A 24,381-nucleotide genomic window follows, 5' to 3' on the forward strand; every position below is an offset into this window, starting at 1 on the left:
CCACTCACAAGCTCCTGCCCAACAACCTGCTGGACCAGGACGTTCAAACGGTAGAAAACTTCCAAATACAGGAACTGCAAGTAACCAATTTGCTGGTCTTGGATTAGGAGTAGCTGCCTTGGCAACTGCCTCTCTTCTTGGCAAGAAGAAGAAATCAGCAGCTTCTGAAATGGATTTAGAAGACTAAGTCCCAAAAATCGACTAAAATGAAATTGTTGATATCATTTTAGCGATGAAAACAAGAACCCCGGATAGCTCAAAGCTATCTGGGGTTTTTGGCTCTTTGTCAACTGTGGAGGGTGAGATCGAATTAAGCATGAGAGAGAATCAGATTGGTTCTCTCTTTTCTAATATTCAAAGTAACGAGAATTATCACTCTAAATTTTTGAAATTTTGAAAATCAAATACTAGACATCTTATATTCTTGCTGATTGCTTTCAACTAATGGCGAAGTTTACCAGAACAAGTCAATGTCTGGCTGTCAATCTCACAAGGTGTTAAAGTTTCTCTGAAAGTTTGAGGATAAAAGGCTTTATTATAGCGCGACTGAGATGTTGGAATATGTGAAATTTATTCAGTATAATTTTGGTATTTTGAAGTAGTGTGATGATGGGGATCTGGCTGTTAAATCTGTCCGCAGTGAACCGCTTTCACTTGTTCCTGAACTTTCTCTAAGGCGTTTGTAGAAGTAGTATTTGGTAGGTGATTGCTCTTTTTTGCTTCGTTTTTCGTGGAAATTTAAATTTTTAAAGATTCTTAATCTTGCTTGGAAATCCAAGGAATTTCTTCAAAAAATCACACAAAACTCTTCAATTTGGGTTTGTGGAAATCGGTTTTTTATGATAGAATATTAAGGAATGTATGTCATTCGATAAACAAATTTAATGAGGTAAAAACATGGAAATCATGACCATTGCGATTGTTGTTTTTGCCGTCATCATTGGTTTAGTCATTGGATATGTCAGCATCTCAGCTAAGATGAAATCATCTCAAGAGGCTGCAGAGTTGATGCTTCTAAATGCTGAACAAGAAGCAACTAATTTACGAGGACAAGCTGAGCGCGAAGCGGATTTATTGCTAAATGAAGCCAAGAGCGAAAGCAAGTCTCTTAAAAAAGAAGCACTATTGGAGGCCAAAGAGGAAGCCAGAAAATACCGTGAAGAAGTGGACGCTGAATTTAAGTCAGAACGTCAGGAGCTCAAGCAAATTGAAAGTCGTTTGACGGAGAGAGCTACGAGCCTTGACCGTAAGGACGACAATTTGACGAACAAAGAAAAAACACTTGAACAAAAAGAACAAAGTATTTCTGATAGAGCAAAAAACCTTGATGCACGTGAAGAGCAATTAGAGGAAGTCGAAAGACAAAAAGAAGCTGAACTTGAACGTATCGGTTCCCTTTCCCAAACTGAGGCTCGAGAGATTATCTTGGCTCAGACGGAGGAAAACTTGACCAAGGAAATTGCTAGCCGCATTCGTGAGGCTGAGCAAGAAGTGAAGGAACGTTCAGACAAGATCGCGAAAGATATCTTGGTTCAGGCTATGCAGCGTATCGCTGGTGACTATGTAGCAGAGTCAACAAACTCGACAGTTCACCTACCAGATGATACCATGAAGGGGCGCATTATCGGACGCGAAGGTCGAAACATTCGTACCTTTGAAAGTTTGACAGGGGTCGACGTGATCATCGACGACACGCCAGAAGTGGTAACCTTGTCAGGATTTGATCCGATTCGTCGTGAAATTGCTCGTATGACCATGGAAATGTTGCTCAAGGATGGCCGTATCCACCCAGCTCGTATCGAGGAGTTGGTGGAGAAAAACCGTCAAGAGATTGACAATAAGATCCGTGAATACGGTGAGGCTGCTGCCTATGAGATTGGTGCGCCAAACCTTCATCCAGACTTGATGAAGATCATGGGACGCTTGCAGTTCCGTACTTCATATGGACAAAATGTCTTGCGTCATTCGATTGAGGTTGCTAAGCTGTCTGGTATTATCGCCAGTGAACTTGGTGAGAATGCAGCTCTTGCCCGTCGTGCTGGATTCCTTCATGACATTGGGAAAGCTATTGACCGCGAGGTTGAAGGTAGCCACGTTGAGATTGGTACGGAGTTGGCTCGTAAGTACAAGGAACACCCAGTTGTGGTGAATACCATTGCTAGCCACCACGGTGATGTGGAAGCCGAAAGCGTCATTGCAGTGATTGTTGCTGCAGCAGATGCCTTGAGTGCAGCGCGTCCAGGTGCTCGTAGCGAGTCTCTTGAAAGCTATATCAAGCGTCTCCATGATTTAGAAGAAATCGCTAATAGCTTTGAAGGAGTGCAAAATAGCTTTGCACTTCAAGCAGGACGTGAAATCCGCATCATGGTTAATCCAGGACAAATCAAGGACGACAAAGTCACAATCTTGGCTCACAAAGTTCGTGAGAAAATTGAAAATAATCTCGATTACCCAGGAAATATCAAGGTAACCGTGATCCGCGAACTTCGTGCAGTAGATTATGCTAAATAAATAAGAAAGAGCAGTTGAAAAATTACTGCTTTTTTGTTACACTAGATAGAAAGACTGTAGAAGGATAACTGATGCTATCATCAGTGTCCGAGAGAAATTTTACTTTATTTCACAGACTAACTAAAGGAGACATAATGGCAGACCGAGGCTTGCTAATCGTTTTTTCTGGTCCTTCAGGAGTTGGGAAAGGGACGGTTAGAAGAGAGATTTTTGAGAGTTCTGAGAATCAATTTCAATACTCTGTATCGATGACGACGCGTGCGCAACGTCCTGGTGAAGTGGACGGAGTGGACTATTTCTTCCGTACTCGTGAAGAGTTTGAAGAACTGATACGTCAAGGTCAGATGTTGGAATATGCAGAATATGTCGGTAACTACTATGGAACTCCTCTGACCTATGTCAACGAAACCCTGGACAAGGGAATCGATGTCTTTCTTGAGATTGAAGTTCAAGGAGCCCTTCAGGTTAAGAAAAAGGTTCCAGATGCTGTCTTTATCTTTCTAACGCCACCAGACTTGGATGAATTGCAAGACCGCTTGGTAGGTCGTGGAACAGATAGCGCTGAAGTGATTGCCCAACGAATCGAAAAAGCCAAGGAAGAAATTGCCCTCATGCGCGAGTATGATTATGCCATTGTCAACGATCAGGTGCCCCTCGCTGCTGAACGTGTCAAGCGTGTGATCGAAGCAGAACACTTCCGTGTGGACCGTGTCATTGGTCACTACCAGGAGATGTTGCCAAAATCTCCAACTACTCGATAAACTATAGGAAACAGGTACAAGCAAATGATGTTAAAACCCTCTATCGATACCTTGCTAGACAAGGTACCATCAAAATATTCACTCGTAATCTTGGAAGCAAAACGTGCCCACGAACTAGAAGCAGGTGCGCCAGCTACTCAAGAGTTTAAGTCTGAAAAATCAACTCTTCGCGCTTTGGAAGAAATCGAGTCAGGAAACGTTACGATTCACCCAGATCCAGAAGGAAAACGTGAAGCGGTTCGTCTCCGTATCGAAGAAGAAAAACGCCGCAAAGAAGAAGAAGAAAAGAAAATCAAAGAGCAAATTGCTAAAGAAAAAGAAGATGGTGAAAAAATTTAAGGTTGGGGGGACTCAATCTTATTTTTTCTATTGCAAGAATTTACTGACAAGGAGGAGGTGAGAAGATGGCTATCGCAAAGATTATCGTGGATGTTCCCCTGATGCAGACGGACCAGCCCTATAGCTACAAGGTCCCTGAGGAATTTGTAGACATGCTGGAAGTCGGTATGCGGGTCCATGTACCCTTCGGCAAGGGCAATCGTTTGATCCAAGGGATTGTGCTAGGCTTGGAGACCCAGTCGGATGAAGAAGTGGCAGATCAGGACTTGAAAGAGATTGCAGAAGTGCTGGACTTTTCTCCAGTCTTGACTCAGGAGCAACTTTGGTTAGCTGAGGAGCTACGTAAGTCTGTCTTTTCTTACAAAATCTCCATTCTAAAAGCTATGCTGCCGGGATTTTTAAACTCCAGTTATGACAAGATTCTCTATCCTCTGGAAGGTCTGAGCCAGGCAGACCGAGAGCGTCTGTTTGGTTCAGAAGATTCGCTAGCCTTTTCTTCTCTAGACCTTGCCAAACAGGCAGAAATGATGCGCTTGACCAGGAAAGGGCTACTCCGCTTAGAATACCAGGCAGTCGATCAAAAGAAGGTCAAGACCCAGTCTTGGTATGAGGTTGATGCTACTCAGCTAGAGAAGATTGAGATTTCTGCGCGTGCTAAGAAAAAGGCAGAGCTAAGAGATTATTTGCTTGCTCATACAGAAAGTGCTCCTCTGGCTAGCTTGTTAGAGTCTTACTCGCGGGAGCAAGTTAACTTCTTTGTGGATCAAGGAGCTCTAACCATAGTTCAAAAGGAAGTGCAACGTTCAGCTGCTTATTTCGAAGGCGTTGAAGCAAGTACACCTTTGTCTCTGAACCCAGAGCAAAGACAAGCTCGCGATGCGGTTATCAGTGCTATTGGCAGTCAGCAACCTCCTTTCCTCCTTCAAGGGATTACAGGAAGTGGGAAAACAGAGGTTTATTTGCAGATTATCCAAGGAGCCTTGGACAAGGGCAAGACCGCTATTTTACTAGTACCTGAGATATCCCTGACACCTCAGATGACCGAGCGCTTTATTGCTCGTTTCGGCGAGAAAGTCGCGATTCTCCACTCAGGCTTGTCTAATGGTGAAAAGTACGACGAATGGCGCAAAGTTGAACGTGGAGATGCTCAAGTTGTAGTTGGTGCCAGATCGGCCATCTTTGCTCCTCTGAAAAATCTGGGCGTCATCATTATCGATGAAGAACATGAAGCCAGTTACAAGCAAGACAGCAATCCGCGTTATCACGCTAGAGAAGTCGCCATTCTACGGGCCCAGTACAATCAAGCGGCCCTGGTCCTTGGTTCGGCCACACCGAGCTTAGAAAGCCGTGCGCGGGCTGGAAAAGGTGTCTATCACCACTTGCGACTAACCCAACGAGCCAATCCTTTGGCTACGATTCCAGAGGTTCAAGTGATTGACTTTCGGGGCTATATCGGACAAAATGAGACATCAAACTTTACCCCTCCTTTGCTAGAAGCTATCCAAGACCGACTGGATAAAAAAGAGCAGGTGGTCCTCATGCTCAACCGTCGGGGCTATTCTAGCTTTGTTATGTGTAGGGAGTGTGGGACTGTGGATACTTGTCCCAACTGTGATATTTCTCTCACTCTGCACATGGATACCAAGACCATGAATTGCCATTACTGTGGCTTTTCTAAGGGAATTCCTCCTGTCTGTCCCAACTGTCAGAGTCGCAGTATTCGTTACTACGGGACGGGGACTCAGAAAGCCTATGATGAGCTAGCAGAGCTCTTTCCTAAGGCCCGCATTCTGCGGATGGATGTGGATACGACTCGTAGGAAAGGCAGTCACCAAGCTCTTCTTGACCAGTTTGGTCAAGGGGAAGCAGATATCTTGCTGGGAACTCAGATGATTGCCAAGGGCTTGGATTTTCCAAATGTGACCTTGGTCGGAGTGCTCAATGCAGATACGGCCTTGAATCTGCCTGATTTCCGTTCTTCAGAGAGAACCTTCCAACTCTTGACCCAGGTGGCTGGCCGTGCAGGTCGTGCGGAAAAGGCTGGGCAGGTCTTGATCCAGTCTTACAATCCTGAGCACTATGCCATTCGATTTGCCAAGGAACAGGACTATGAAGGTTTTTATGCCTACGAAATGAATATCAGGCGCCAACTCGGCTATCCGCCTTATTATTTCACCATTGGGATTACCCTCTCTCACAAGAAAGAAGAAGATGTTGTCAAACGTGCCTATGAAGTCATGGGGATTTTGCGCTCAGGTTTATCGGAAACTAGTAAAATCCTTGGACCGACGCCAAAACCCATCGCCCGTACCCACAACCTCTATCATTACCAGATTTTGATTAAATACCGTTTAGAAGATGAGCTGGGTCCAACCCTCAATCAGGTCTTGGCCTTGGCTCAAGAACGGGAAAATAGCGAGCTTCGTCTCAGTATTGACCATGAGCCGCAGCAATTTTTATAAGAAGGAGAAGAAATGACAAAACTAATCTTTATGGGAACCCCTGATTTTTCAGCGACAGTTTTGAAGGGTTTGTTATCAGATGATCGTTACGAGATTCTAGCTGTTGTGACCCAGCCAGACCGCGCTGTCGGCCGTAAAAAAGTGATCCAAGAAACCCCAGTCAAGCAGGCTGCAAAAGAAGCAGGCCTTCCTATTTGCCAACCAGAAAAATTATCAGGTAGTCCAGAGATGGATGCGATTATGAATCTAGGAGCGGATGGGATTGTGACCGCTGCTTTTGGGCAATTTCTCCCAAGTAAACTCCTTGATAGCATGGACTTTGCGGTTAACGTTCACGCCTCCCTCCTTCCCAAACACCGTGGTGGCGCCCCCATTCATTATGCCTTGATTCAAGGGGATGAGGAAGCTGGTGTGACTATCATGGAAATGGTTAAGGAAATGGATGCAGGAGATATGATTTCTCGTCGCAGTATTCCCATCACTGATGATGACAACGTTGGAACCTTGTTTGAGAAATTGGCGGTTGTTGGTCGTGACTTGCTATTGGATACGCTACCTGACTACCTAGCAGGAGAAATCCAACCTGAACCACAAGATCCTAGTCAAGTCACTTTCTCGCCAAATATCAAGCCAGAAGAAGAGAAACTCGATTGGACTAAAACCAATCGTCAACTCTTCAACCAAATTCGTGGGATGAATCCTTGGCCTGTTGCCCATACTTTTCTCAAGGGAGACCGCTTCAAGATCTATGAAGCCCTACCAGTAGAAGGTCAGGGCAATCTAGGGGAGATCCTTTCTATTGGCAAGAAAGAATTGATCGTTGCAGCGGCAGAAGGAGCTTTATCTCTCAAGCAAGTGCAGCCAGCTGGTAAACCTAAGATGGACATTGCTTCCTTCCTCAACGGAGTTGGACGAACATTGACTGTAGGAGAACGATTTGGTGACTAAAGTAGAAACGGCTAGAAATCTAGCTCTAGCAGTGTTAGAGGATGTTTTTGTCAATCAAGCATATTCCAATATTGCCTTAAATAAACACCTCAAAGGGAGTCAACTCTCAGCAGCAGACAAGGGTTTGGTGACAGAGATTGTCTACGGAACGGTAGCCCGCAAACTCACCTTAGAATGGTATTTGTCTCATTTTATCGAAGACCGAGATAAGCTAGATAATTGGCTCTATATCCTGCTCCTTCTGAGCACCTACCAACTCCGTTTTCTGGATAAGATTCCCGATCACGCAGTGGTCAATGAAGCGGTGGAACTAGCCAAAGCGCGTAAAAAAGGCAGTGAAAAATTGGTCAACGCCGTCCTGCGACGTATTTTGCGAGAAGGGTGGCCAGACATTGCAACTATCAAACGCAAAAATAAGCGTGATTCCATTGCCTATTCTCTCCCAGTTTGGCTAGTGTCTAAGCTCAAGGAAGAATACGGTGAAGAGCGAGCGCAAGCCATCTTTGAAAGTCTCTTGGTGCGAAACAAGGCCAGTATTCGGGTGACCGACTTGAGCCGAAAAGAGGAAATCAAAGCTTTGTTAGAGGCGGCTGATTCCCCTTTGGCAGCCACTGGTCTGGTCAAGGAGCAAGGTCACTTTGCAGGACATGATTTGTTCGCAGAAGGGGCCATTACCATCCAAGATGAGTCTAGTCAATTGGTTGCTCCGACTCTTGATTTACAAGGAGAAGAGCGAGTGCTTGATGCCTGTGCCGCTCCTGGTGGGAAAACAGCCCATATGGCTTCTTACCTCACATACGGTAAGGTTACAGCTTTAGACCTTTACGATCACAAGTTGGACTTGATCCAAGAAAATGCCCAACGTCTGGGTGTGGCAGATCGAGTGCAAACGCAAAAATTGGACGCTAGAAAAGTGCATGAGTTTTTTGGGAAGGACTCGTTTGACAAGATTTTAGTAGATGCTCCTTGTTCTGGAATTGGTCTTTTGCGCCGCAAACCAGATATCAAATATAATAAAGAAACAGCGGATTTCGCATCATTACAGCAAATTCAGCTGGAAATACTAGGTAGTGTTTGTCAAACCTTACGAAAAGGTGGTATAATAACGTATAGTACCTGCACTATCGTCTCAGAGGAGAACTTTCACGTCGTTGAGGCATTTTTAGAAAGTCACCCCGAGTTTGAGCAGGTTAAACTAGAACACGAATGCAAGGATATTTTGAAGGACGGCTGTATCTTGATCACTCCTGAACTATACGGAAGTGATGGATTCTTTATCAGCCAACTCCGCAAGATATCTGATTAGGAAGGAACTGACACAATGGAAATAGCATTATTAACAGATGTTGGTCAGAAACGAACAAATAACCAAGACTATGTCAATCACTTTGTCAACCGAGCAGGACGCACCATGATCCTCTTGGCTGATGGGATGGGAGGACACCGTGCAGGAAATATCGCTAGTGAGATGGCGGTAACAGACCTAGGCGTAGCTTGGGTTGATACCCAAATCGACACCGTCAACGAGGTTCGTGAATGGTTTGCCCACTATCTGGAACTTGAAAATCAAAAAATTCATCAGATGGGGAAAGACGAAGCCTATAAGGGGATGGGTACAACGCTTGAAGCAGTGGCCATTATTGGCAATCAGGCCATCTATGCTCACATCGGTGATTCTCGTATCGGTTTGATTCGTGGTGAAGATTATCGCCAGCTCACAAGTGATCATTCTTTGGTTAATGCTCTGCTAAAGGCCGGTCAGCTAACTCCAGAGGAGGCAGAAATTCATCCGCAGAAAAATATCATTACCCAATCCATTGGGCAAAAAGATGAAATTCAACCAGATTTTGGCATGGTTAGCCTAGAGCCAGGAGACTACCTCTTGCTCAACAGTGACGGCTTGACCAATATGATCTCAGGAAGCGATATCTACGATATTGTAACGAGTGATATTTCCTTGGCAGACAAGGCGGCAACTTTGATTCGTTTTGCCAACAATGCAGGTGGTTTAGACAATATCACGGTTGCCCTTGTTCACATGAATGAGGAGGAAGTAGAATGATCCAGATCGGCAAGATTTTTGCCGGACGATATCGGATTGTCAAACAGATTGGTCGAGGAGGCATGGCGGATGTTTACTTGGCCAAGGATTTGATCCTAGACGGGGAAGAAGTGGCGGTTAAGGTCCTGAGGACTAACTATCAGACAGATCCGATTGCTGTGGCGCGTTTTCAACGTGAAGCGAGAGCCATGGCGGATCTGGATCATCCCCATATCGTTCGAATAACAGATATCGGTGAGGAAGACGGTCAGCAGTATCTAGCTATGGAGTATGTGGCAGGGCTTGACCTCAAACGTTATATCAAAGAACACTCCCCTCTCTCAAATGAAGAAGCCGTCCGTATTATGGGACAGATTCTCTTGGCGATGCGTCTGGCACATACGAGAGGGATTATCCACCGAGATTTGAAACCTCAAAATATCCTCTTGACACCAGATGGAACTGCCAAAGTTACAGACTTTGGGATTGCCGTGGCTTTTGCAGAGACCAGTCTGACACAGACCAATTCCATGCTCGGTTCAGTCCACTATCTCTCACCTGAGCAGGCTCGTGGTTCCAAGGCAACTGTGCAGAGTGACATCTATGCTATGGGGATTATTTTCTATGAAATGTTGACTGGACATATCCCTTATGATGGGGATAGTGCAGTGACTATTGCCCTCCAGCATTTCCAAAAACCACTTCCATCTGTTATTGCTGAGAATCCAGCAGTACCACAAGCTTTGGAAAATGTCGTTATCAAGGCAACGGCCAAGAAATTGACAGATCGCTACCAGTCTGTATCAGAAATGTATGTGGACTTGTCGAGTTGTTTGTCTCACAATCGTAGAAGAGAACCAAAGCTAGTCTTTGATGAGGCAAGCAAGGTTGATACCAAGACCTTACCTAAAGTTCCACAAAGCACTCTAACCTCTATTCCGAAGGCTAAGTCACAATTAGAGCGACCTCAATCAAAAGAGCAGACTCAGCAGGTTGTAGATGAAGCACCAGTACCAAAAACAGCTAAAAAACGGAAGTTTAAAGCTCGCTACATGATTTTACTGGCCAGTGCCTTGCTAGTTGCAGCCTCTTTGATTTGGATCTTCTCCCGAACTCCGGCGACTATTGCTATTCCAAATGTATCGGGACAGACAGTAGCAGAGGCCAAAGAAGCCCTTAAAAAGGCCAATTTTGAAGTAGGTGAAGAAAAATCAGAGGCAAGTGAGACGGTGGCTGAAGGTCGAGTCATTCGAACAGATCCAGAAGCTGGAAGTGGCCGAAAAGAAGGAAGCAAAGTAAATCTAATCGTGTCTTCAGGTAAGCAATCCTTCCAACTAAGTAACTATGTAGGACGTAAGTCCTCGGATGTTGTCGCAGAGCTCAAAGAGAAAAAGGTTCCAGAAAATCTTATCAAGATCGAGGAAGAGGAATCTAGCGAAAGCGATCCAGGAACAGTCATTAGGCAAACCCCAGCTGCAGGAAGTACTTACGATCTCACGAAAGCCAGCACGATTACCTTAACAGTTGCTAAGAAGGTGACCAGCGTTTCGATGCCAAGTTACATTGGTTCAAGTCTCGAATTCACTAGGAACAATTTGATTCAGATTGTTGGTGTAAAAGAAGCTAATATCGAAGTTGTGGAAGTATCGACTGCTCCTGAAGGAACTACTGCGGGAACAGTTGTTAGTCAGGACCCTAAACCTGGAGAAAAGGTAGATCTCAATAAAACACGTGTTAAGATTTCTATTTATAAACCAAAACCACTTCCTTCTTCATCAAGTTCGTCTCAACACAGAAATCCAGGAACAGACACGACGCCTTCACAGAGTAACAATCAAGGTAGCAACCCTACAACGGATTCTTCAGATGGCAGTAGAACGTCAAGTAATGAACGAAATTAACCCAATCTTTGTCATGATTTCATGACAAAGATTTTTTTTCATGAACTTTTGTGATAGAATAGAGGGAGCAGAAAATAGGAGTAGAAAATGGACGAATCAAAAGAGTTAAATGCTGTCATTGATGTGATTATGCTAGCTGGAACCATTCTCTTGAAAAGTGGTTCGGAGATTCATCGGGTTGAGGACACCATGATTCGCATTGCCCATTCACAGGGAATTATGGATTGCAATGTTCTTGCCATGCCTGCAGCTATTTTCTTTTCGATTGAAAACACCAATATTTCTCGGATGAAACGGGTGACGTCATCCTCCTATAACATCGAAAAAGTCTGTGATGTCAACCAAGTATCACGAGAACTTGTGGGTGGCCAGATTGATCTTTCTACAGCCTTTCAAAAGCTGAAGGAAATCAGAAATCAAGCTCTTCCTTATAGCAAGCTCCAAGTGACTGTAGCAGCAACCCTCAGTGCTCCTTTCTTCTCGATTATGTTTGGCGGCAATGTCTATGATGCTTTTGGAGCAGGCGTTGCGACCTTGTTTGGTTTTGCTTTCTCTCTCTATGTCGAGAAGTTTATCCGAATTCCTTTTGTAACAGCTTTTGCAGGTGCCTTTGTTTTTGGCTTGATTGCCCAGTTCTGGGCTCGCTATACTGGATTTCCTTCGACGGCAGACCTAATCATAGCAGGGGCCGTCATGCCCTTTGTTCCAGGGATTGCTCTGACCAATGCGGTTCGAGATATCATGACCAACCATATCAACTCTGGTATGAGCAAGATGTTTGAATCCCTGCTCATTACCCTCGCTTTAGGGGCCGGCACCTCTGTCGCCCTGGTTTTGATGACATAAGATGACTCTAACAAGTATTTTACTCCAAGCAGTGGCGAGTTTGCTCGCCATTATCACCTTTCTAATCGTACTAAATGTCCAACGCTCCATGCTTCTGCCTGGTGGGGTTTTGGGAATGGGCGTTTGGCTCCTCTATCTCGTGCTCAAAGAACCAACTAATGTCATCGTTGCGACCTTTATCGCGGCGGTGGTAGGCTCTTGCATCAGCCAGATTTTAAGTATTGTCTATAAGACACCAGCGGTGGTCTTTGTCTTGGCCATTCTTGCCCCTTTAGTACCCGGTTATCTATCCTATCGAACAACAGCTTTCTTTGTGACAGGAGATTACAGCCATGCCCTTGCCAGCGCGACTTTGGTAGTTATGTTAGCCCTTGTTATTTCTATTGGAATGGCAAGTGGAACGGTGATTTTAAAGCTCTATTACTACATCCGAAAACAGAGAGGAATCTCCTCCTAAGGCTGTCAAAGCAAAGACTTGATTTGGTGAATCAAGTCTTTTTTCTCTCTTTTGCCCCTATTTGTGATAAAATAGAATGAAACGATTTTTTACAATGAATGAAAAAACAGAGGTAAATATGACAATCGGTATTGATAAGATTGGTTTTGCGACCAGTCAATATGTCTTGAAATTACAAGACCTAGCAGAAGCAAGGGGAGTTGACCCCGAAAAATTTAGCAAGGGACTCTTGTTAAATGAAATTAGTATTGCGCCACTGACTGAGGACATTGTTACCTTGGCTGCTAGTGCAAGCAACTCTATTCTCTCAGATAAAGAAAAAGAAGAAATCGATATGGTCATCGTGGCGACCGAGTCAGGGATTGACCAGAGTAAGGCAGCGGCAGTCTTTGTTCATGGCCTATTAGGTATTCAGCCTTTTGCCCGTAGCTTTGAAATCAAAGAAGCCTGCTATGGAGCAACAGCTGCTCTTCATTATGCTAAATTACATGTGGAAAATTCTCCAGAGTCCAAGGTTTTGGTCATTGCCAGTGATATTGCCAAGTATGGTGTGGGAACTCCAGGTGAACCAACTCAGGGTGCTGGAAGTGTGGCGATGTTGATCACCCAAAATCCGCGCATCATGGCCTTTAACAATGATAACGTTGCCCAAACGCGAGACATTATGGATTTCTGGCGTCCGAACTATTCAAGCACTCCTTATGTAAATGGCATGTACTCGACCCAACAGTATCTTGATTGCCTGACAACGACTTGGAACGAATACAAGAAACGCTATGATTGGACTATGGATGACTTTGCGGCTATCTGCTTCCACTTGCCTTATCCTAAGTTGGCCCTAAAAGGCTTGCGCAAGATGATGGATAAGACTTTGTCTAAAGAAAAACAGGATAGTTTGCAAGAAAACTTTGATAAGTCCATTCTCTACAGTCGGATGATTGGAAATATCTACACAGGTTCCCTCTTCCTCGGCCTTCTCTCCCTTTTGGAAAATGCAGAGACTTTGAAGGCTGGAGATAAAATTGCCCTCTACAGTTACGGAAGTGGAGCGGTTTCAGAATTCTTTAGTGGTGAATTGGTCGAAGGCTATGAGGCTTACCTTGATAAGGATCGCTTGAGCAAACTTAAGCAACGTACAGCATTGTCTGTTGCAGACTATGAAAAAGTCTTCTTCGAAGACTTGCAGTTAGATGAGTCTGGCTCAGCCCAATTTGCAGGCTATGAACATCAAGACTATGCCTTGGTTGAAATTGTCGACCACCAACGCCGTTATAGCAAGGTTGAAAAATAATGAAGATAAGTTGGAATGGATTTTCTAAAAAAACATACCATGAGCGCCTAGAGTTGTTGAAAGCTCAGGCGCTCCTTAGTCCTGAAAGGCAAACGAGTCTCGAGCAGGATGAACAAGTCAGCTTGGCAGTTGCAGACCAGCTGAGTGAGAATGTAGTGGGAACTTTTTCTCTGCCTTATTCCATCATTCCAGAGCTTGTGGTGAATGGTCAGAACTACACAGTTCCTTATGTGACAGAAGAGCCCTCAGTGGTTGCTGCGGCCAGCTATGCCAGCAAAATCATCAAGCGGTCAGGTGGCTTTACTGCTCAAGTACATGAGCGCCAGATGATCGGTCAAGTAACCCTTTATCAAGTTGCTAATTCAGATATAGCGCAAGAGAAGATTGCCAGCAAGAAAGCGGAGCTCTTGGGACTTGCCAATCAAGCCTATCCTTCTATCGTCAAACGTGGTGGCGGGGCGCGTGATTTGCATGTCGAGCAGATCAAAGGTGAAACAGACTTTCTCGTTGTTTATCTCCATGTTGATACCCAGGAGGCCATGGGAGCCAATATGCTCAACACCATGCTGGAAGCCTTGAAACCAGTCTTAGAAGAACTCAGTCAAGGGCAGAGTCTTATGGGGATCCTGTCCAACTACGCGACTGATTCTCTGGTGACTGCAAGCTGTCGTATCGCCTTTCGCTACTTGAGTCCCCAAAGGGACCAAGGACGAGAAATTGCGGAGAAAATAGCTTTGGCTAGCCAGTTTGCGCAGGTTGATCCCTACCGAGCGGCTACCCATAATAAAGGGATTTTTAATGGTATTGATGCGATTTTGATTGCCACTGGTAATGACTGGCGTGCCATCGAAGCCGGGGCCCATGCCTTTGCCGGTCGAGATGGACACTATCAAGGCCTCAGCCGTTGGAGTATAGATAAGGACACAGAAGAATTGGTGGGTCAGATGACCCTGCCCATGCCTGTAGCTACTAAGGGTGGCTCTATCGGTCTTAATCCTCGTGTAGCCCTCAGTCATGAACTACTGGGAAATCCTTCTGCCAAGGAATTAGCTCAGATTATCGTGTCCATTGGGCTTGCTCAAAACTTTGCGGCCCTCAAAGCCTTGGTGAGTACAGGCATCCAGCAAGGCCACATGAAATTGCAGGCAAAATCCCTAGCTCTCCTAGCAGGTGCTAGTGAGTCCGAAGTTGCTCCCCTAGTAGAGCGCCTTATTGCAGATAAAACCTTTAACTTAGAGACAGCCCAGCGCTATCTCGAAAACTTAAGATCATAAAAACTCAGACGAATCAGTCTGAGTTTTTTTGTGTTTAAATACTTTTTCCGGGTAATAGGGTGACTGGTAAGAAGTAACCAGTTGTCGCAACTTCCTTGCCTTCAATCTTCTGTAAGAGGAGATCGACAGTGAGTTGGGCAATCTCTTTCATAGGTTGCTTAATCGTTGTCAAATGAGGATAGTAGTTCTCGATAAAATAAGTCCCATCATAGCCGATGACCCTGAGCTCATCAGGAACAGAGATACCTAGTTCCTGAGCGATTTTGATCACTAGGATAGCTGTCAAATCATCCGAAGCAAAAATCGCATCTGGCTTCTGATGGGTCAAGATATTCTTGATTTCCATTTCTTTTCGGACGGGAGAAAAGTCGCTCGAAACATTGATAATAGGTGCTTTCGGGAGAACAGAGGCAAATCCAGCATGGCGCAGTCCAGTCGGAGAGTTCGAGTTATCATTTCCTGTAATCATGATGATAGACTGAGCGCCTGTTTTGACCAAGGTTTGGGCTGCGAGGACCCCGCCACCGTAGTTATCAGAGGAGACGACAGGGATGTCTGGAGACAAGTTTCGGTCAAAGGAAATGATCGGTGCCGTCACACGATTGTAGTCTTCGATTCCCAAGTTGTGACTTCCAGAAATGATACCATCGACCTGATTGGCCTCCAGCATTTCAATGTACTCCCGTTCTTTTTCAGAGTCATGTTCGCTGTTACAGATGATGGTCTTGTAGCCATTTTTGAAGAGTTGGTGTTCCAACTTGTCAATCAACTCCGCATAAAAGACATGACTGATGTTTGGAAAAATAAGTCCAATCAACTTGGCAGATTTTCCTTGGAGACTACGAGCCAGGTTGTTGGGTTTATAGCCCAATTCTCGCATGGCTTCATTAACCTTTTGAATGGTTTTCTCAGATAGATAACCCTTTTTATTGATAACTCGAGAGACGGTAGTGGGGCTGACGCCTGCAAGTTTTGCGACATCAGTTAGTTTTGCGACCATAATCTAATTCATAGTAAGTTCCAGTTGGGTTTCCAGACTTGATGAGGATACCATTTTGGTTCGCATGTGGGAAGACACGACCAGAAAATACTTTTTCTCCTTTGTTGATGAAAATTTCAAAGACTGACTTGTCGATGAAGATAGTGGCAGTAGTAGCTTGCTTGTCGATTGGGCAAGAACGAGTCGTACCAAATTCTTGGGCGTACTGTTCACCAGCCTGACTACGATCCACTGTCACCTGTCCATTGACAAGGTCAAAGTTGATGGAAAGCCCCTTGCTTTCTTTATCAGCTAGTAAGACAATCTCGCTTTGGCTATTGGCCTCCAAGTTGAGCTCCAGTTCATAGGTGTTTTTGGTTTGAGTACGATTTGAGAAGACCTCTTCAGAAGAACGAAGTTCTTTGACGGCTGAGACAGGATATTGGTAGAGTTTGCCATCTTTGATAGTGAGTTCTTTGACCAATGAGAAGGTTCCTTGGTGGTCAAAACGGTCAGATGGGTAAGAAACATCTGGTAACCCAAGCCAACTTACTGCTAGTGCACGTCCATCTGGAGCGTTGAAGGCTTGAGTTGCATAGGCTTCAAAACCATAGTCTAGATTTTGTAATGGAGAGACATCTACCATTTTGGCATTTTCAGGATCAAAGGAAGCACCGATTTTGTACATGTTTGGATAGATATTATCATAGTCTAGAACACCCTTATCCAATCCTTGTGGACAGTAGAGAAGGACAGGTTGCTCCCCTACAAAGACCAGATTTGGGCACTCCATCATGTAGGCAGTGCGGTCATTAGCGAAGTCAAGTTCGCCAACTGCTTGCCAGTTTGTATAATCATTGTCCACAGCCTTGTAGAGACGGACAAAGCCTTTTTTCTCCAAGTCCTGTCCGCCGACGATAGCATAATATTGACCTTTAAAGTTAAAAATTTGCGGATCGCGGAAGTGGTCAGTAGAGTCTGCTGGCTGGTCAATCAAGATCTTGTCAATCTTTGTAATCTTACCATCCTTGTCCAAAAGAGCACCGATCTGGTAAGGGTGACGGATCCAGTTTTCATCACGGACATTTCCTGTATAGAATAGGAACAACTGATCGCCAAACTGCATAGCTGATCCAGAGTAGGCCCCGTGGCTATCGAGTTTTGTATCAGGCAAAACTTTGACTCCAGTTTCTGTAAAGTGCACTAAATCATCACTTTCAAGCTGCACCCAAGACTTCAACCCATGGGCTGCACCAAAGGGGAAGTTCTGGTAAAAGAGAATCCATTTGCCATCAAAATAAGAAAAGCCATTTGGATCATTGAGAAGCCCCATTTTAGACTCGACATGGTAACGAGTATGCCAAGGAGATTGTGCCATCTTTTCCTTGATTTGCTTGATTTCATCATTAGACCAGTCTTCATAGCGTCTATAACGGCGCTCGGTTGTCCATTCCATTTTATCTTTCCTCCATAAGTTCTATTCTATTATTAATAGTAAACGTTTTCGGCAAAAAAAGCAAGTCTTTTATGTTAAAAAAAAGAAAAATATATCAAACGATTGCCATAAATCAAGTAAAGGGAATCTGGCAAATTTTCACGAAAAAATGAAAGAAAATGTAAATAAAAGCCTTGAACCCTCAAGTTTAAAGATATTTTTTTGAGGAAAAAGAGAATATCCCTCAAAAACGCGCAGAAATAATCAGAGAAAAAAGAAAGGAAATAAAATTTTCTGCAAAACGCTTGACATATTTTAGAAACGTGATAAAATAATAGTCGTAGGGCGAATAAAATCGCTTTCAAACAAGAACAAAATTTTATAAGGAGATTTTTGCAAATGAACAATCAGGATATTGCAAAAAAGGTCATCGAAGCCCTTGGCGGACGTGAAAATGTCAACAGTGTAGCCCACTGTGCGACTCGTCTACGTGTCATGGTCAAAGATGAAGGGAAAATCAATAAGGAAGTGATTGAGAACTTGGATAAAGTTCAAGGAGCTTTCTTTAACTCAGGTCAATACCAAATTATCTTTGGTACTGGTACAGTAAACAAGATGTACGACGAAGTCGTTGCGCTTGGTTTGCCAACATCTTCTAAAGAAGACATGAAAGCAGAAGCTGCTAAACAAGGAAATTGGTTCCAACGTGCTATCCGTACTTTCGGTGACGTTTTCGTGCCAATCATCCCAGTTATCGTAGCAACTGGTCTCTTCATGGGTGTTCGTGGTCTCTTGAATGCTCTTGGAATGACACTTCCAGAAGATGTTACCATTTACAGCCAAATCCTCACAGATACAGCCTTCATCATCTTGCCAGGTTTGGTTGTATGGTCAACCTTCCGCGTATTTGGTGGAAATCCAGCTGTTGGTATCGTCCTTGGTATGATGCTGGTTTCTGGTTCACTTCCAAACGCTTGGGCAGTAGCATCAGGTGGTGAAGTAACAGCTATGAACTTCTTTGGCTTCATTCCTGTTGTTGGTTTGCAAGGTTCCGTTCTTCCAGCCTTCATTATCGGGGTGGTCGGAGCCAAGTTTGAAAAAGCTCTCCGCAAAGTGGTTCCAGATGTCTTGGACCTCTTGGTGACACCATTCGTGACACTTTTGGTCATGTCTATCCTTGGACTCTTTGTAATCGGACCAGTCTTCCACGTGGTTGAAAACTATATCCTTTTCGGAACAAAAGCGATTCTTGGCTTGCCATTTGGTCTTGGTGGTTTGGTCATCGGTGGGGTTCACCAATTGATCGTCGTATCAGGTGTACACCACATCTTCAACTTGCTTGAAGTGCAATTGCTTGCTGCTGACCATGTGAACCCATTCAACGCCATCATTACTGCAGCGATGACAGCTCAAGGGGCTGCAACTGTTGCCGTTGGTGTTAAAACTAAAAATCCTAAACTGAAAACACTTGCTTTCCCAGCTGCTCTTTCTGCCTTCCTTGGTATTACAGAGCCTGCTATCTTCGGGGTAAACTTGCGCTTCCGTAAACCATTCTTCCTTTCATTGATCGCTGGTGCTATCGGTGGTGGATTGGCTTCTATCCTTGGACTTGCTGGTACTGGTAATGGTATCACCATCATCCCTGGTACAATGCTTTACGTTGGTAACGGTCAATTGATTCAATACCTTCTTATGGTAGCTGTATCATTCGTTCTTGGTTTTGCCCTTACTTACATGTTTGGTTACGAGGACGAAGAAGAAGTTGCTACTGAAGTTGCGACAGAACGTTTGGTCCAAGAAGAAACAACTGGAAACATTCCAGCAGCTCCTCAAAACGAAACAATCCAAACTCCGATCGTTGGGGACGTGGTTGCTCTTGAGAATGTCAATGACCCAGTCTTTTCAAGTGGTGCAATGGGACAAGGGATCGCTGTAAAACCAAGCCAAGGTGTGGTTTACGCACCAGCTGATGCAGAAGTATCGATCGCCTTTGCTACAGGACATGCTTACGGTTTGAAGACAACTAACGGAGCTGAAATCTTGATTCACGTTGGTATCGATACTGTATCTATGAACGGTGAAGGCTTTGAACAAAAGGTTGCTCAAGGCGACAAGGTCAAAGCTGGTGACGTTCTCGGAACTTTTGACTCAAGCAAAATCGCTGCTGCAGGTCTTGACGACACAACAATGGTTATCGTGACTAATACAGCAGACTACGCTTCTGTGACACCAGTCGCAAGTGGCTCTGTTGTCAAGGGTGACGCTATCATCGAAGTGAAAGCCTAGTCCTCTTCGAAAATCAGATTTAAAAACAAAACGAACAAATATCATGTTTGTTCGTTTTTACTTGGATGGTAAGATTTACAGAGGAAAAACTAAAATATAGAGAAAAGTAACTTTTTGAAGTATGCTATAATAAAGAAAATAAAAACAAGAGGTTTATCATGACAAAATTATACGGAAGCTTAGAAGCAGGCGGTACAAAGTTTGTCTGTGCTGTCGGAGATGAAAATTTTAACATTGTAGAAAAAACACAATTTCCTACAACAACTCCTATCGAGACCCTCGATAAAACCATCGAGTTCTTTTCAAAATTCGATAATCTTGCAGGTCTTGCTGTCGGATCGTTTGGCCCTATCGATATCGACAAAAATTCAAAAACCTATGGCTTTATCACAACGACTCCAAAACCTCACTGGGCAAATGTAGACCTACTTGGTGCCCTTCGTCGTGCCCTAAATGTGCCCATGTATTTCACCACAGACGTAAACAGCTCTGCCTACGGTGAAGTAGTTGCTCGTAACAATGCTGGCGGTCGTATCGAAAACTTGGTCTACTACACGATCGGTACAGGGATTGGTGCAGGTGTTATCCAACGCGGTGAGTTTATCGGAGGTGTCGGTCACCCTGAGATGGGTCACTACTATGTGGCCAAACATCCAATGGATATTGAAAAAGAATTCAACGGTGTTTGTCCATTCCACAAAGGCTGTTTGGAAGGCTTTGCGGCTGGACCAAGTCTCGAAGCTCGTACAGGTATTCGTGGTGAAAACATTGAACTCAACAACTCTGTCTGGGACGTCCAAGCCTACTATATCGCTCAGGCTGCGGTCAATGCTACTGTGACTTTCCGCCCAGACGTAATCGTCTTTGGTGGTGGAGTCATGGCCCAACAACACATGCTGGATCGTGTACGTGAGAAATTCACTGCTCTTCTAAATGGTTATCTACCAGTACCAGACGTGCGTGACTACATCGTGACGCCAGCAGTCGCAGGCAATGGTTCAGCTACACTTGGGAACTTTGTCCTTGCAAAAGAAGTTTCAAAATAAAAAAAGCATCCGTTTGGGCAACCAAACGGATTTTTCTATTCTCAAAACATTTGCCAGAAGAAATCAATAATATAGGTCAAACCATAAGTATAGACTACTAGTGTAAAGGGCTTGGTCAAAACGATGATAATCATATAGCGCTTGAAGGTCATCTTGGTCAAAGCTGCCAGCATGCAGAGAAAGTCAGCTGGGCTAACAGGCCAGATCATCATAAAGATAAAGAAACGCTCGAAACGATTGCCTTTATCTAGCCAGCCGATGTATTTATCATAGGTGCGCTTGCTGACGACGGACTGGACAAAGGCAGCTCCATAGAGACGCACGAGATAAAAGATAATGGCACAGCCAATCACGATGCCGATATAGTTATAGATGGTTCCGATGATATGCCCGTAAATAAAGACCCCAGCCACTGAGGTCAAAGCTCCCGGAATGATTGGAACAACGGTTTGTAGTATCTGTAAAAAGATAAAGAGTGGTGGTCCCCATACCCCAGCTTGCTGTATAAAGGCCGATAGGGTTTCCTTGGACTGTAAAACACCCGCCTGATAGGCCCAAATACAGAAAATCAAGGTGCCGACTCCCCCGACGATAGATGAGATATTGATGACTTGCTGCAGAAGGGGAGAAACAGCTTTCATTTGCTTATGCTGTGACATAGAAACTCCTTATAGATAGTATGATTCTACTATACCATATTTTGATAAAAGAAGGGGGAATTAAAGATAAACATGTTATAATAAAGAAAGTAGAACATCGTTAAAGGAGAGAATGATGCAAGTAAAACCAGAACTGGAGATAGAAAAACAACTGATCACCCAACTGGTAACTGGGGAAAGTCAATGGACTTATCGAGAAGACCTAAAAACAGAAGAACAACTATGGGAGAACTTCTTTGAGAAACTAGCCCAAAACAACGTTGCCCTGCTAGCAGACTATCCTTTGACAGAGCAGGAAAAACGCCAGATAAAAAACCAACTCAACTTTATCAGCTACTACGATGCTGCCAAGTGGTTGGTCGGTGAAAACGGAATTGCCAAAGTCGAGGTTCAAAGAGAGGATGCCAGCCTAGGAACCATCCGATTATCCGTCATCTGGCGAGATAATATCGCTGCTGGTAAGTCTAGCTATGAAGTTGTCAATCAAGTCGAGAGAGACAAAGTAAATCCTCTGGATCAAGACCGCAGACTGGATGTGACCCTCTTAATCAATGGCCTGCCCATGATTCAAATCGAGCTTAAGAGTTCCCAAGCAGCATTTATCGATGCCTTTCACCAAATTAAAAAATATGACTGTGAAGGGAAATTCCGTGGTATCTACTCTAGCTTACAGATGTTTGTTGTGACCAATAAGGTAGATACACGCTATATTGCTGCAGCTAGGGAAAATAAACTAAACAAGCAATTTCTAACCAAGTGGGTAGATAAGGACAATCATCCTGTGACAAATTTGACTAGCTTTGCTCACGAAGTCCTTTCCATCCCTCGTGCTCATCAGATGGTCATGCAATACTCGGTCATTGATGATAGCAAGAAAGCTCTCATCCTCTTGCGCCCCTATCAAATCCATGCCATCGAAGCGGTGCAAGAAGCTTCTCGCCAGCAAGCATCAGGATATGTTTGGCATACAACAGGTTCAGGGAAGACCCTGACTTCTTATAAGGTGGCTCGGAACCTCCTCCAGATTCCATCCATCCAAAAGACGATTTTTGTCGTTGACCGCAGGGACTTGGACCAACAGACCACTTCATCATTTCTCTCCTATGCGACCAATGATGTCATTGATATTGATGAGACGGATAATACCCATGATTTGGTCAAGCGCTTAGGAAGTAATGATAAGCGTGTCGTGGTGACAACAATCCAGAAAATCACCACCATGATGCGCAAGTTTGACCAAGGTCTTTACCAAAAAGATGCGGATAAAATCAAGGGACTCCGAGTGGCCTTTGTCGTGGATGAATGCCACCGTGCCGTTACGCCACAAACACAAAAAGACATTAAAGCCTTTTTCCCACAGTCCCTCTGGTATGGATTTACAGGGACACCCATCTTTAAGGAAAATAAACGCCAACAGGTCGGCGATCTAGCCCAAACCACCCAGCAACAGTACGGTGACCGTCTCCATGAGTATACAGTCAAGGAAGCCATCCATGACGGAGCTGTCTTAGGCTTTAAGGTGGATTATCGCAATACCCTCATCACGGATAAATCTGAAAATGACATACCAGATACTGTCTACGAGGATGAGGAGCATATGCTGGAAGTCTTGGATGCCATTATCAATAAATCCCGGCAACAGCTAGGCTTCCAAAAGGGAGTAGGTAAGACCTACAATGCCATCCTAACCGTCAAGTCAATCCCTCAAGCCCAAGCCTACTATGACCTACTCAAACAAGTCAAGGCTGGTCAGACACGGGTCAAGGTGTCTGAGAGGGTCAAGCAGGTCCTTCCTGACTTTCCAAAGGCGACCATCACCTACTCCGTTACGGAGAATGAAGAAGACTCAAGAGTCAACCAAGACCACATGAGGCAGGTCTTAGAGGACTACAACCAAGAGTTTGATACTCACTTTACCATGGCGGATCTTCGTGGTTTTAATACAGATGTCAATAACCGTCTGGCTCGAAAACAGGACAAATATCTCTACCGCAATGAACAGTTGGACTTGGTTATCGTTGTCAATCGTCTCTTAACGGGATTTGATGCGCCTTGTCTATCAACTCTCTTTATCGACAGAAAGCCCGTGCAGCCGCAGGATTTGATTCAGGCCTTTAGCCGAACCAATCGGATCTTTGATAACAGTAAGACCTATGGCCATATCATCACCTTCCAAAAGCCTCTAGCCTTTAAGGAAGCAGTGGATAATGCTCTCAAACTCTACTCAAATGGTGGAGAAAATGAGGTCCTAGCGCCGAGCTGGGAAGAGGAAAAGAGAAACTTTTTGCGGAGTTGCAGTGATTTCCAAAATCTCATCACCGATGATCCGGAGGAAGGGCTTCAAATCGAGCAGATCTCTACACCTGAGTTGAGAAAGCTCGCTAAGGCCTATCAAGTCTTTGATAAATATCTAGCCTCTATTCGAGTTTATAAAGAGTATGATGAGGAAGAAATCTACGCCCAGACAGGACTCAGTGCAGAAGAATTGGAAACCTATCTAGGCTTTTATCAAAATATCCTTGCAGAATTAAAAAGCCGAAGAGATGATGGTGGTGAGGATGGGGAGCCCCTTGATATTCACTATGAACTAGAGTCTATCCAAGTGGATGAGATTAACTATGCCTATATCTTAACCTTAATCCAAAGCTTGATCGAGCAAGGTCAGAGTCAAGAAAATAACCTAAGCTCTCAAGATAGAGAAGCAGTGGATAGCTATATTCAGAGCCTTGAGAAGACCAATCCAAATCTTGCCCAGATCATTACTGAACTATGGAGAGAAGTCCAAGAAAATCCAGAAAGCTATCGTGGTCAGTCCATTGCCAATATCTTGGATCAGATGATCGAGGCGGTTATCCAGCAACACCTCCAAGTCTTTAGCAAACGTTGGTATGTCGGAGAGGATGAACTCCGTTACTATGTCGAGCACTACCGCAAGGGAGCCAAGAAACAACTGGGAGAGAGCCAGCTGACCAAGAGCCAGCGCTATCAGGACTATAAGATAGAAGTGGCAGATGCCCTCAATCCCCTCCTCTATAAAAAACAAATCAAGGAGGCTTGTAAGCAACTTGTCGAAGAAGTCATTGAACCACTCAGAGTGGGGAGATAGTCCTTCGAAGTTTCGAAGATATGAATTTCCTAAAGTTTA

19 protein-coding genes are annotated in these 24,381 nt (G+C 44.4%); 16 read left to right on the top strand and 3 right to left on the bottom strand.

The genetic code is table 11. From position 1 onward, the window contains the following. From D8801_RS04660 to D8801_RS04720, 13 genes are all read left to right on the top strand, one after another. Positions 1–187: LPXTG cell wall anchor domain-containing protein (locus tag D8801_RS04660; RefSeq protein ID WP_125844451.1), on the top strand; the 187-nt coding region annotated here is incomplete at its 5' end. 710 nt (positions 188–897) lie between these two features. Beyond that, complete coding sequence (locus D8801_RS04665; RefSeq protein ID WP_125848211.1) at positions 898–2,511, top strand: ribonuclease Y; 1,614 nt, start codon at positions 898–900, stop codon at positions 2,509–2,511. Between the two features lie 134 nt (positions 2,512–2,645). After that, positions 2,646–3,272 carry a guanylate kinase gene (gene gmk, locus D8801_RS04670; protein WP_000775041.1) on the top strand — a complete coding sequence of 209 codons (627 nt, stop codon included), beginning with the start codon at positions 2,646–2,648 and terminating at the stop codon, positions 3,270–3,272. Positions 3,273–3,296: 24 nt separating this feature from the next. After that, positions 3,297–3,611 carry a DNA-directed RNA polymerase subunit omega gene (gene rpoZ / locus D8801_RS04675; RefSeq protein ID WP_002874282.1) on the top strand — a complete coding sequence of 105 codons (315 nt, stop codon included), beginning with the start codon at positions 3,297–3,299 and terminating at the stop codon, positions 3,609–3,611. Positions 3,612–3,676: 65 nt separating this feature from the next. After that, on the top strand, positions 3,677–6,073 hold the full coding sequence (locus D8801_RS04680) for a primosomal protein N' (RefSeq protein WP_125848213.1): 2,397 nt from the start codon (positions 3,677–3,679) through the stop codon (positions 6,071–6,073). Positions 6,074–6,085: 12 nt separating this feature from the next. Beyond that, a complete protein-coding gene (gene fmt / locus D8801_RS04685; RefSeq protein ID WP_125848215.1) occupies positions 6,086–7,021 on the top strand; it encodes a methionyl-tRNA formyltransferase in 936 nt (311 codons plus the stop codon). After that, positions 7,014–8,327: a 16S rRNA (cytosine(967)-C(5))-methyltransferase RsmB gene (rsmB, locus tag D8801_RS04690; RefSeq protein ID WP_185756631.1), complete on the top strand. Its 1,314-nt coding sequence runs from the start codon at positions 7,014–7,016 to the stop codon at positions 8,325–8,327. The genes fmt and rsmB overlap by 8 nt, the downstream gene beginning before the upstream one ends. A gap of 15 nt (positions 8,328–8,342) precedes the next feature. Beyond that, complete coding sequence (locus tag D8801_RS04695) at positions 8,343–9,083, top strand: Stp1/IreP family PP2C-type Ser/Thr phosphatase (protein ID WP_000401538.1); 741 nt, start codon at positions 8,343–8,345, stop codon at positions 9,081–9,083. Then, a complete protein-coding gene (gene pknB, locus D8801_RS04700) occupies positions 9,080–10,963 on the top strand; it encodes a Stk1 family PASTA domain-containing Ser/Thr kinase (RefSeq protein ID WP_125848217.1) in 1,884 nt (627 codons plus the stop codon). The genes D8801_RS04695 and pknB overlap by 4 nt, the downstream gene beginning before the upstream one ends. Positions 10,964–11,050: 87 nt before the next feature. Continuing rightward, on the top strand, positions 11,051–11,809 hold the full coding sequence (locus tag D8801_RS04705) for a threonine/serine exporter family protein (protein WP_125848219.1): 759 nt from the start codon (positions 11,051–11,053) through the stop codon (positions 11,807–11,809). A gap of 1 nt (position 11,810) precedes the next feature. Continuing rightward, positions 11,811–12,266: a threonine/serine exporter family protein gene (locus tag D8801_RS04710; RefSeq protein ID WP_084973173.1), complete on the top strand. Its 456-nt coding sequence runs from the start codon at positions 11,811–11,813 to the stop codon at positions 12,264–12,266. A 118-nt stretch (positions 12,267–12,384) separates the two neighbouring features. Beyond that, positions 12,385–13,557 carry a hydroxymethylglutaryl-CoA synthase gene (locus D8801_RS04715; protein ID WP_125848221.1) on the top strand — a complete coding sequence of 391 codons (1,173 nt, stop codon included), beginning with the start codon at positions 12,385–12,387 and terminating at the stop codon, positions 13,555–13,557. Then, complete coding sequence (locus D8801_RS04720; protein WP_125848223.1) at positions 13,557–14,831, top strand: hydroxymethylglutaryl-CoA reductase, degradative; 1,275 nt, start codon at positions 13,557–13,559, stop codon at positions 14,829–14,831. Before D8801_RS04715 ends, D8801_RS04720 begins: the two co-directional genes overlap by 1 nt. Before the next feature lie 34 nt (positions 14,832–14,865). On the opposite strand, the gene D8801_RS04725 is transcribed toward D8801_RS04720, so the two are convergent. Continuing rightward, positions 14,866–15,831, bottom strand: a complete 966-nt coding sequence (locus D8801_RS04725) for a LacI family DNA-binding transcriptional regulator (RefSeq protein ID WP_125394755.1) — start codon at positions 15,829–15,831, stop codon at positions 14,866–14,868. Next, complete coding sequence (locus tag D8801_RS04730) at positions 15,812–17,266, bottom strand: sucrose-6-phosphate hydrolase (protein WP_125848225.1); 1,455 nt, start codon at positions 17,264–17,266, stop codon at positions 15,812–15,814. The genes D8801_RS04725 and D8801_RS04730 overlap by 20 nt, the downstream gene beginning before the upstream one ends. Before the next feature lie 378 nt (positions 17,267–17,644). Between D8801_RS04730 and D8801_RS04740 the strand changes: the two genes are divergently transcribed. Together D8801_RS04740 and scrK are read left to right on the top strand one after the other, a co-directional pair. Further along, positions 17,645–19,531 carry a sucrose-specific PTS transporter subunit IIBC gene (locus D8801_RS04740; protein ID WP_125848229.1) on the top strand — a complete coding sequence of 629 codons (1,887 nt, stop codon included), beginning with the start codon at positions 17,645–17,647 and terminating at the stop codon, positions 19,529–19,531. A 158-nt stretch (positions 19,532–19,689) separates the two neighbouring features. Then, on the top strand, positions 19,690–20,577 hold the full coding sequence (gene scrK, locus D8801_RS04745) for a fructokinase ScrK (RefSeq protein ID WP_125848231.1): 888 nt from the start codon (positions 19,690–19,692) through the stop codon (positions 20,575–20,577). Positions 20,578–20,618: 41 nt separating this feature from the next. On the opposite strand, the gene D8801_RS04750 is transcribed toward scrK, so the two are convergent. Further along, positions 20,619–21,236 (bottom strand): TVP38/TMEM64 family protein, encoded by a 618-nt coding sequence (locus D8801_RS04750; RefSeq protein ID WP_065371614.1) that lies wholly within the window; start codon positions 21,234–21,236, stop codon positions 20,619–20,621. A gap of 112 nt (positions 21,237–21,348) precedes the next feature. Between D8801_RS04750 and D8801_RS04755 the strand changes: the two genes are divergently transcribed. Further along, positions 21,349–24,342, top strand: coding sequence for a type I restriction endonuclease subunit R (locus D8801_RS04755; protein WP_125848233.1), 2,994 nt, complete (start codon positions 21,349–21,351; stop codon positions 24,340–24,342). The last annotated feature ends 39 nt before the right edge of the window (positions 24,343–24,381 follow it).

Origin of the sequence: Streptococcus oralis, assembly GCF_003943415.1 — a bacterium.
Taxonomy (GTDB): Bacteria; Bacillota; Bacilli; order Lactobacillales; family Streptococcaceae; genus Streptococcus; species Streptococcus oralis_BJ.

Bases quoted from the DNA above. Each gene is read 5' to 3' on its own strand.
- D8801_RS04695 (WP_000401538.1), top strand. From the start codon at position 8,343: ATGGAAATAGCATTATTAACAGATGTTGGTCAGAAACGAACAAATAAC.
- D8801_RS04750 (WP_065371614.1), bottom strand. From the start codon at position 21,236: ATGTCACAGCATAAGCAAATGAAAGCTGTTTCTCCCCTTCTGCAGCAA.
- pknB (WP_125848217.1), top strand. From the start codon at position 9,080: ATGATCCAGATCGGCAAGATTTTTGCCGGACGATATCGGATTGTCAAA.
- D8801_RS04705 (WP_125848219.1), top strand. From the start codon at position 11,051: ATGGACGAATCAAAAGAGTTAAATGCTGTCATTGATGTGATTATGCTA.
- D8801_RS04740 (WP_125848229.1), top strand. From the start codon at position 17,645: ATGAACAATCAGGATATTGCAAAAAAGGTCATCGAAGCCCTTGGCGGA.
- D8801_RS04725 (WP_125394755.1), bottom strand. From the start codon at position 15,831: ATGGTCGCAAAACTAACTGATGTCGCAAAACTTGCAGGCGTCAGCCCC.
- D8801_RS04730 (WP_125848225.1), bottom strand. From the start codon at position 17,266: ATGGAATGGACAACCGAGCGCCGTTATAGACGCTATGAAGACTGGTCT.
- D8801_RS04710 (WP_084973173.1), top strand. From the start codon at position 11,811: ATGACTCTAACAAGTATTTTACTCCAAGCAGTGGCGAGTTTGCTCGCC.
- D8801_RS04680 (WP_125848213.1), top strand. From the start codon at position 3,677: ATGGCTATCGCAAAGATTATCGTGGATGTTCCCCTGATGCAGACGGAC.
- D8801_RS04715 (WP_125848221.1), top strand. From the start codon at position 12,385: ATGACAATCGGTATTGATAAGATTGGTTTTGCGACCAGTCAATATGTC.
- D8801_RS04665 (WP_125848211.1), top strand. From the start codon at position 898: ATGGAAATCATGACCATTGCGATTGTTGTTTTTGCCGTCATCATTGGT.
- gmk (WP_000775041.1), top strand. From the start codon at position 2,646: ATGGCAGACCGAGGCTTGCTAATCGTTTTTTCTGGTCCTTCAGGAGTT.
- D8801_RS04755 (WP_125848233.1), top strand. From the start codon at position 21,349: ATGATGCAAGTAAAACCAGAACTGGAGATAGAAAAACAACTGATCACC.
- scrK (WP_125848231.1), top strand. From the start codon at position 19,690: ATGACAAAATTATACGGAAGCTTAGAAGCAGGCGGTACAAAGTTTGTC.
- D8801_RS04720 (WP_125848223.1), top strand. From the start codon at position 13,557: ATGAAGATAAGTTGGAATGGATTTTCTAAAAAAACATACCATGAGCGC.
- rpoZ (WP_002874282.1), top strand. From the start codon at position 3,297: ATGATGTTAAAACCCTCTATCGATACCTTGCTAGACAAGGTACCATCA.
- fmt (WP_125848215.1), top strand. From the start codon at position 6,086: ATGACAAAACTAATCTTTATGGGAACCCCTGATTTTTCAGCGACAGTT.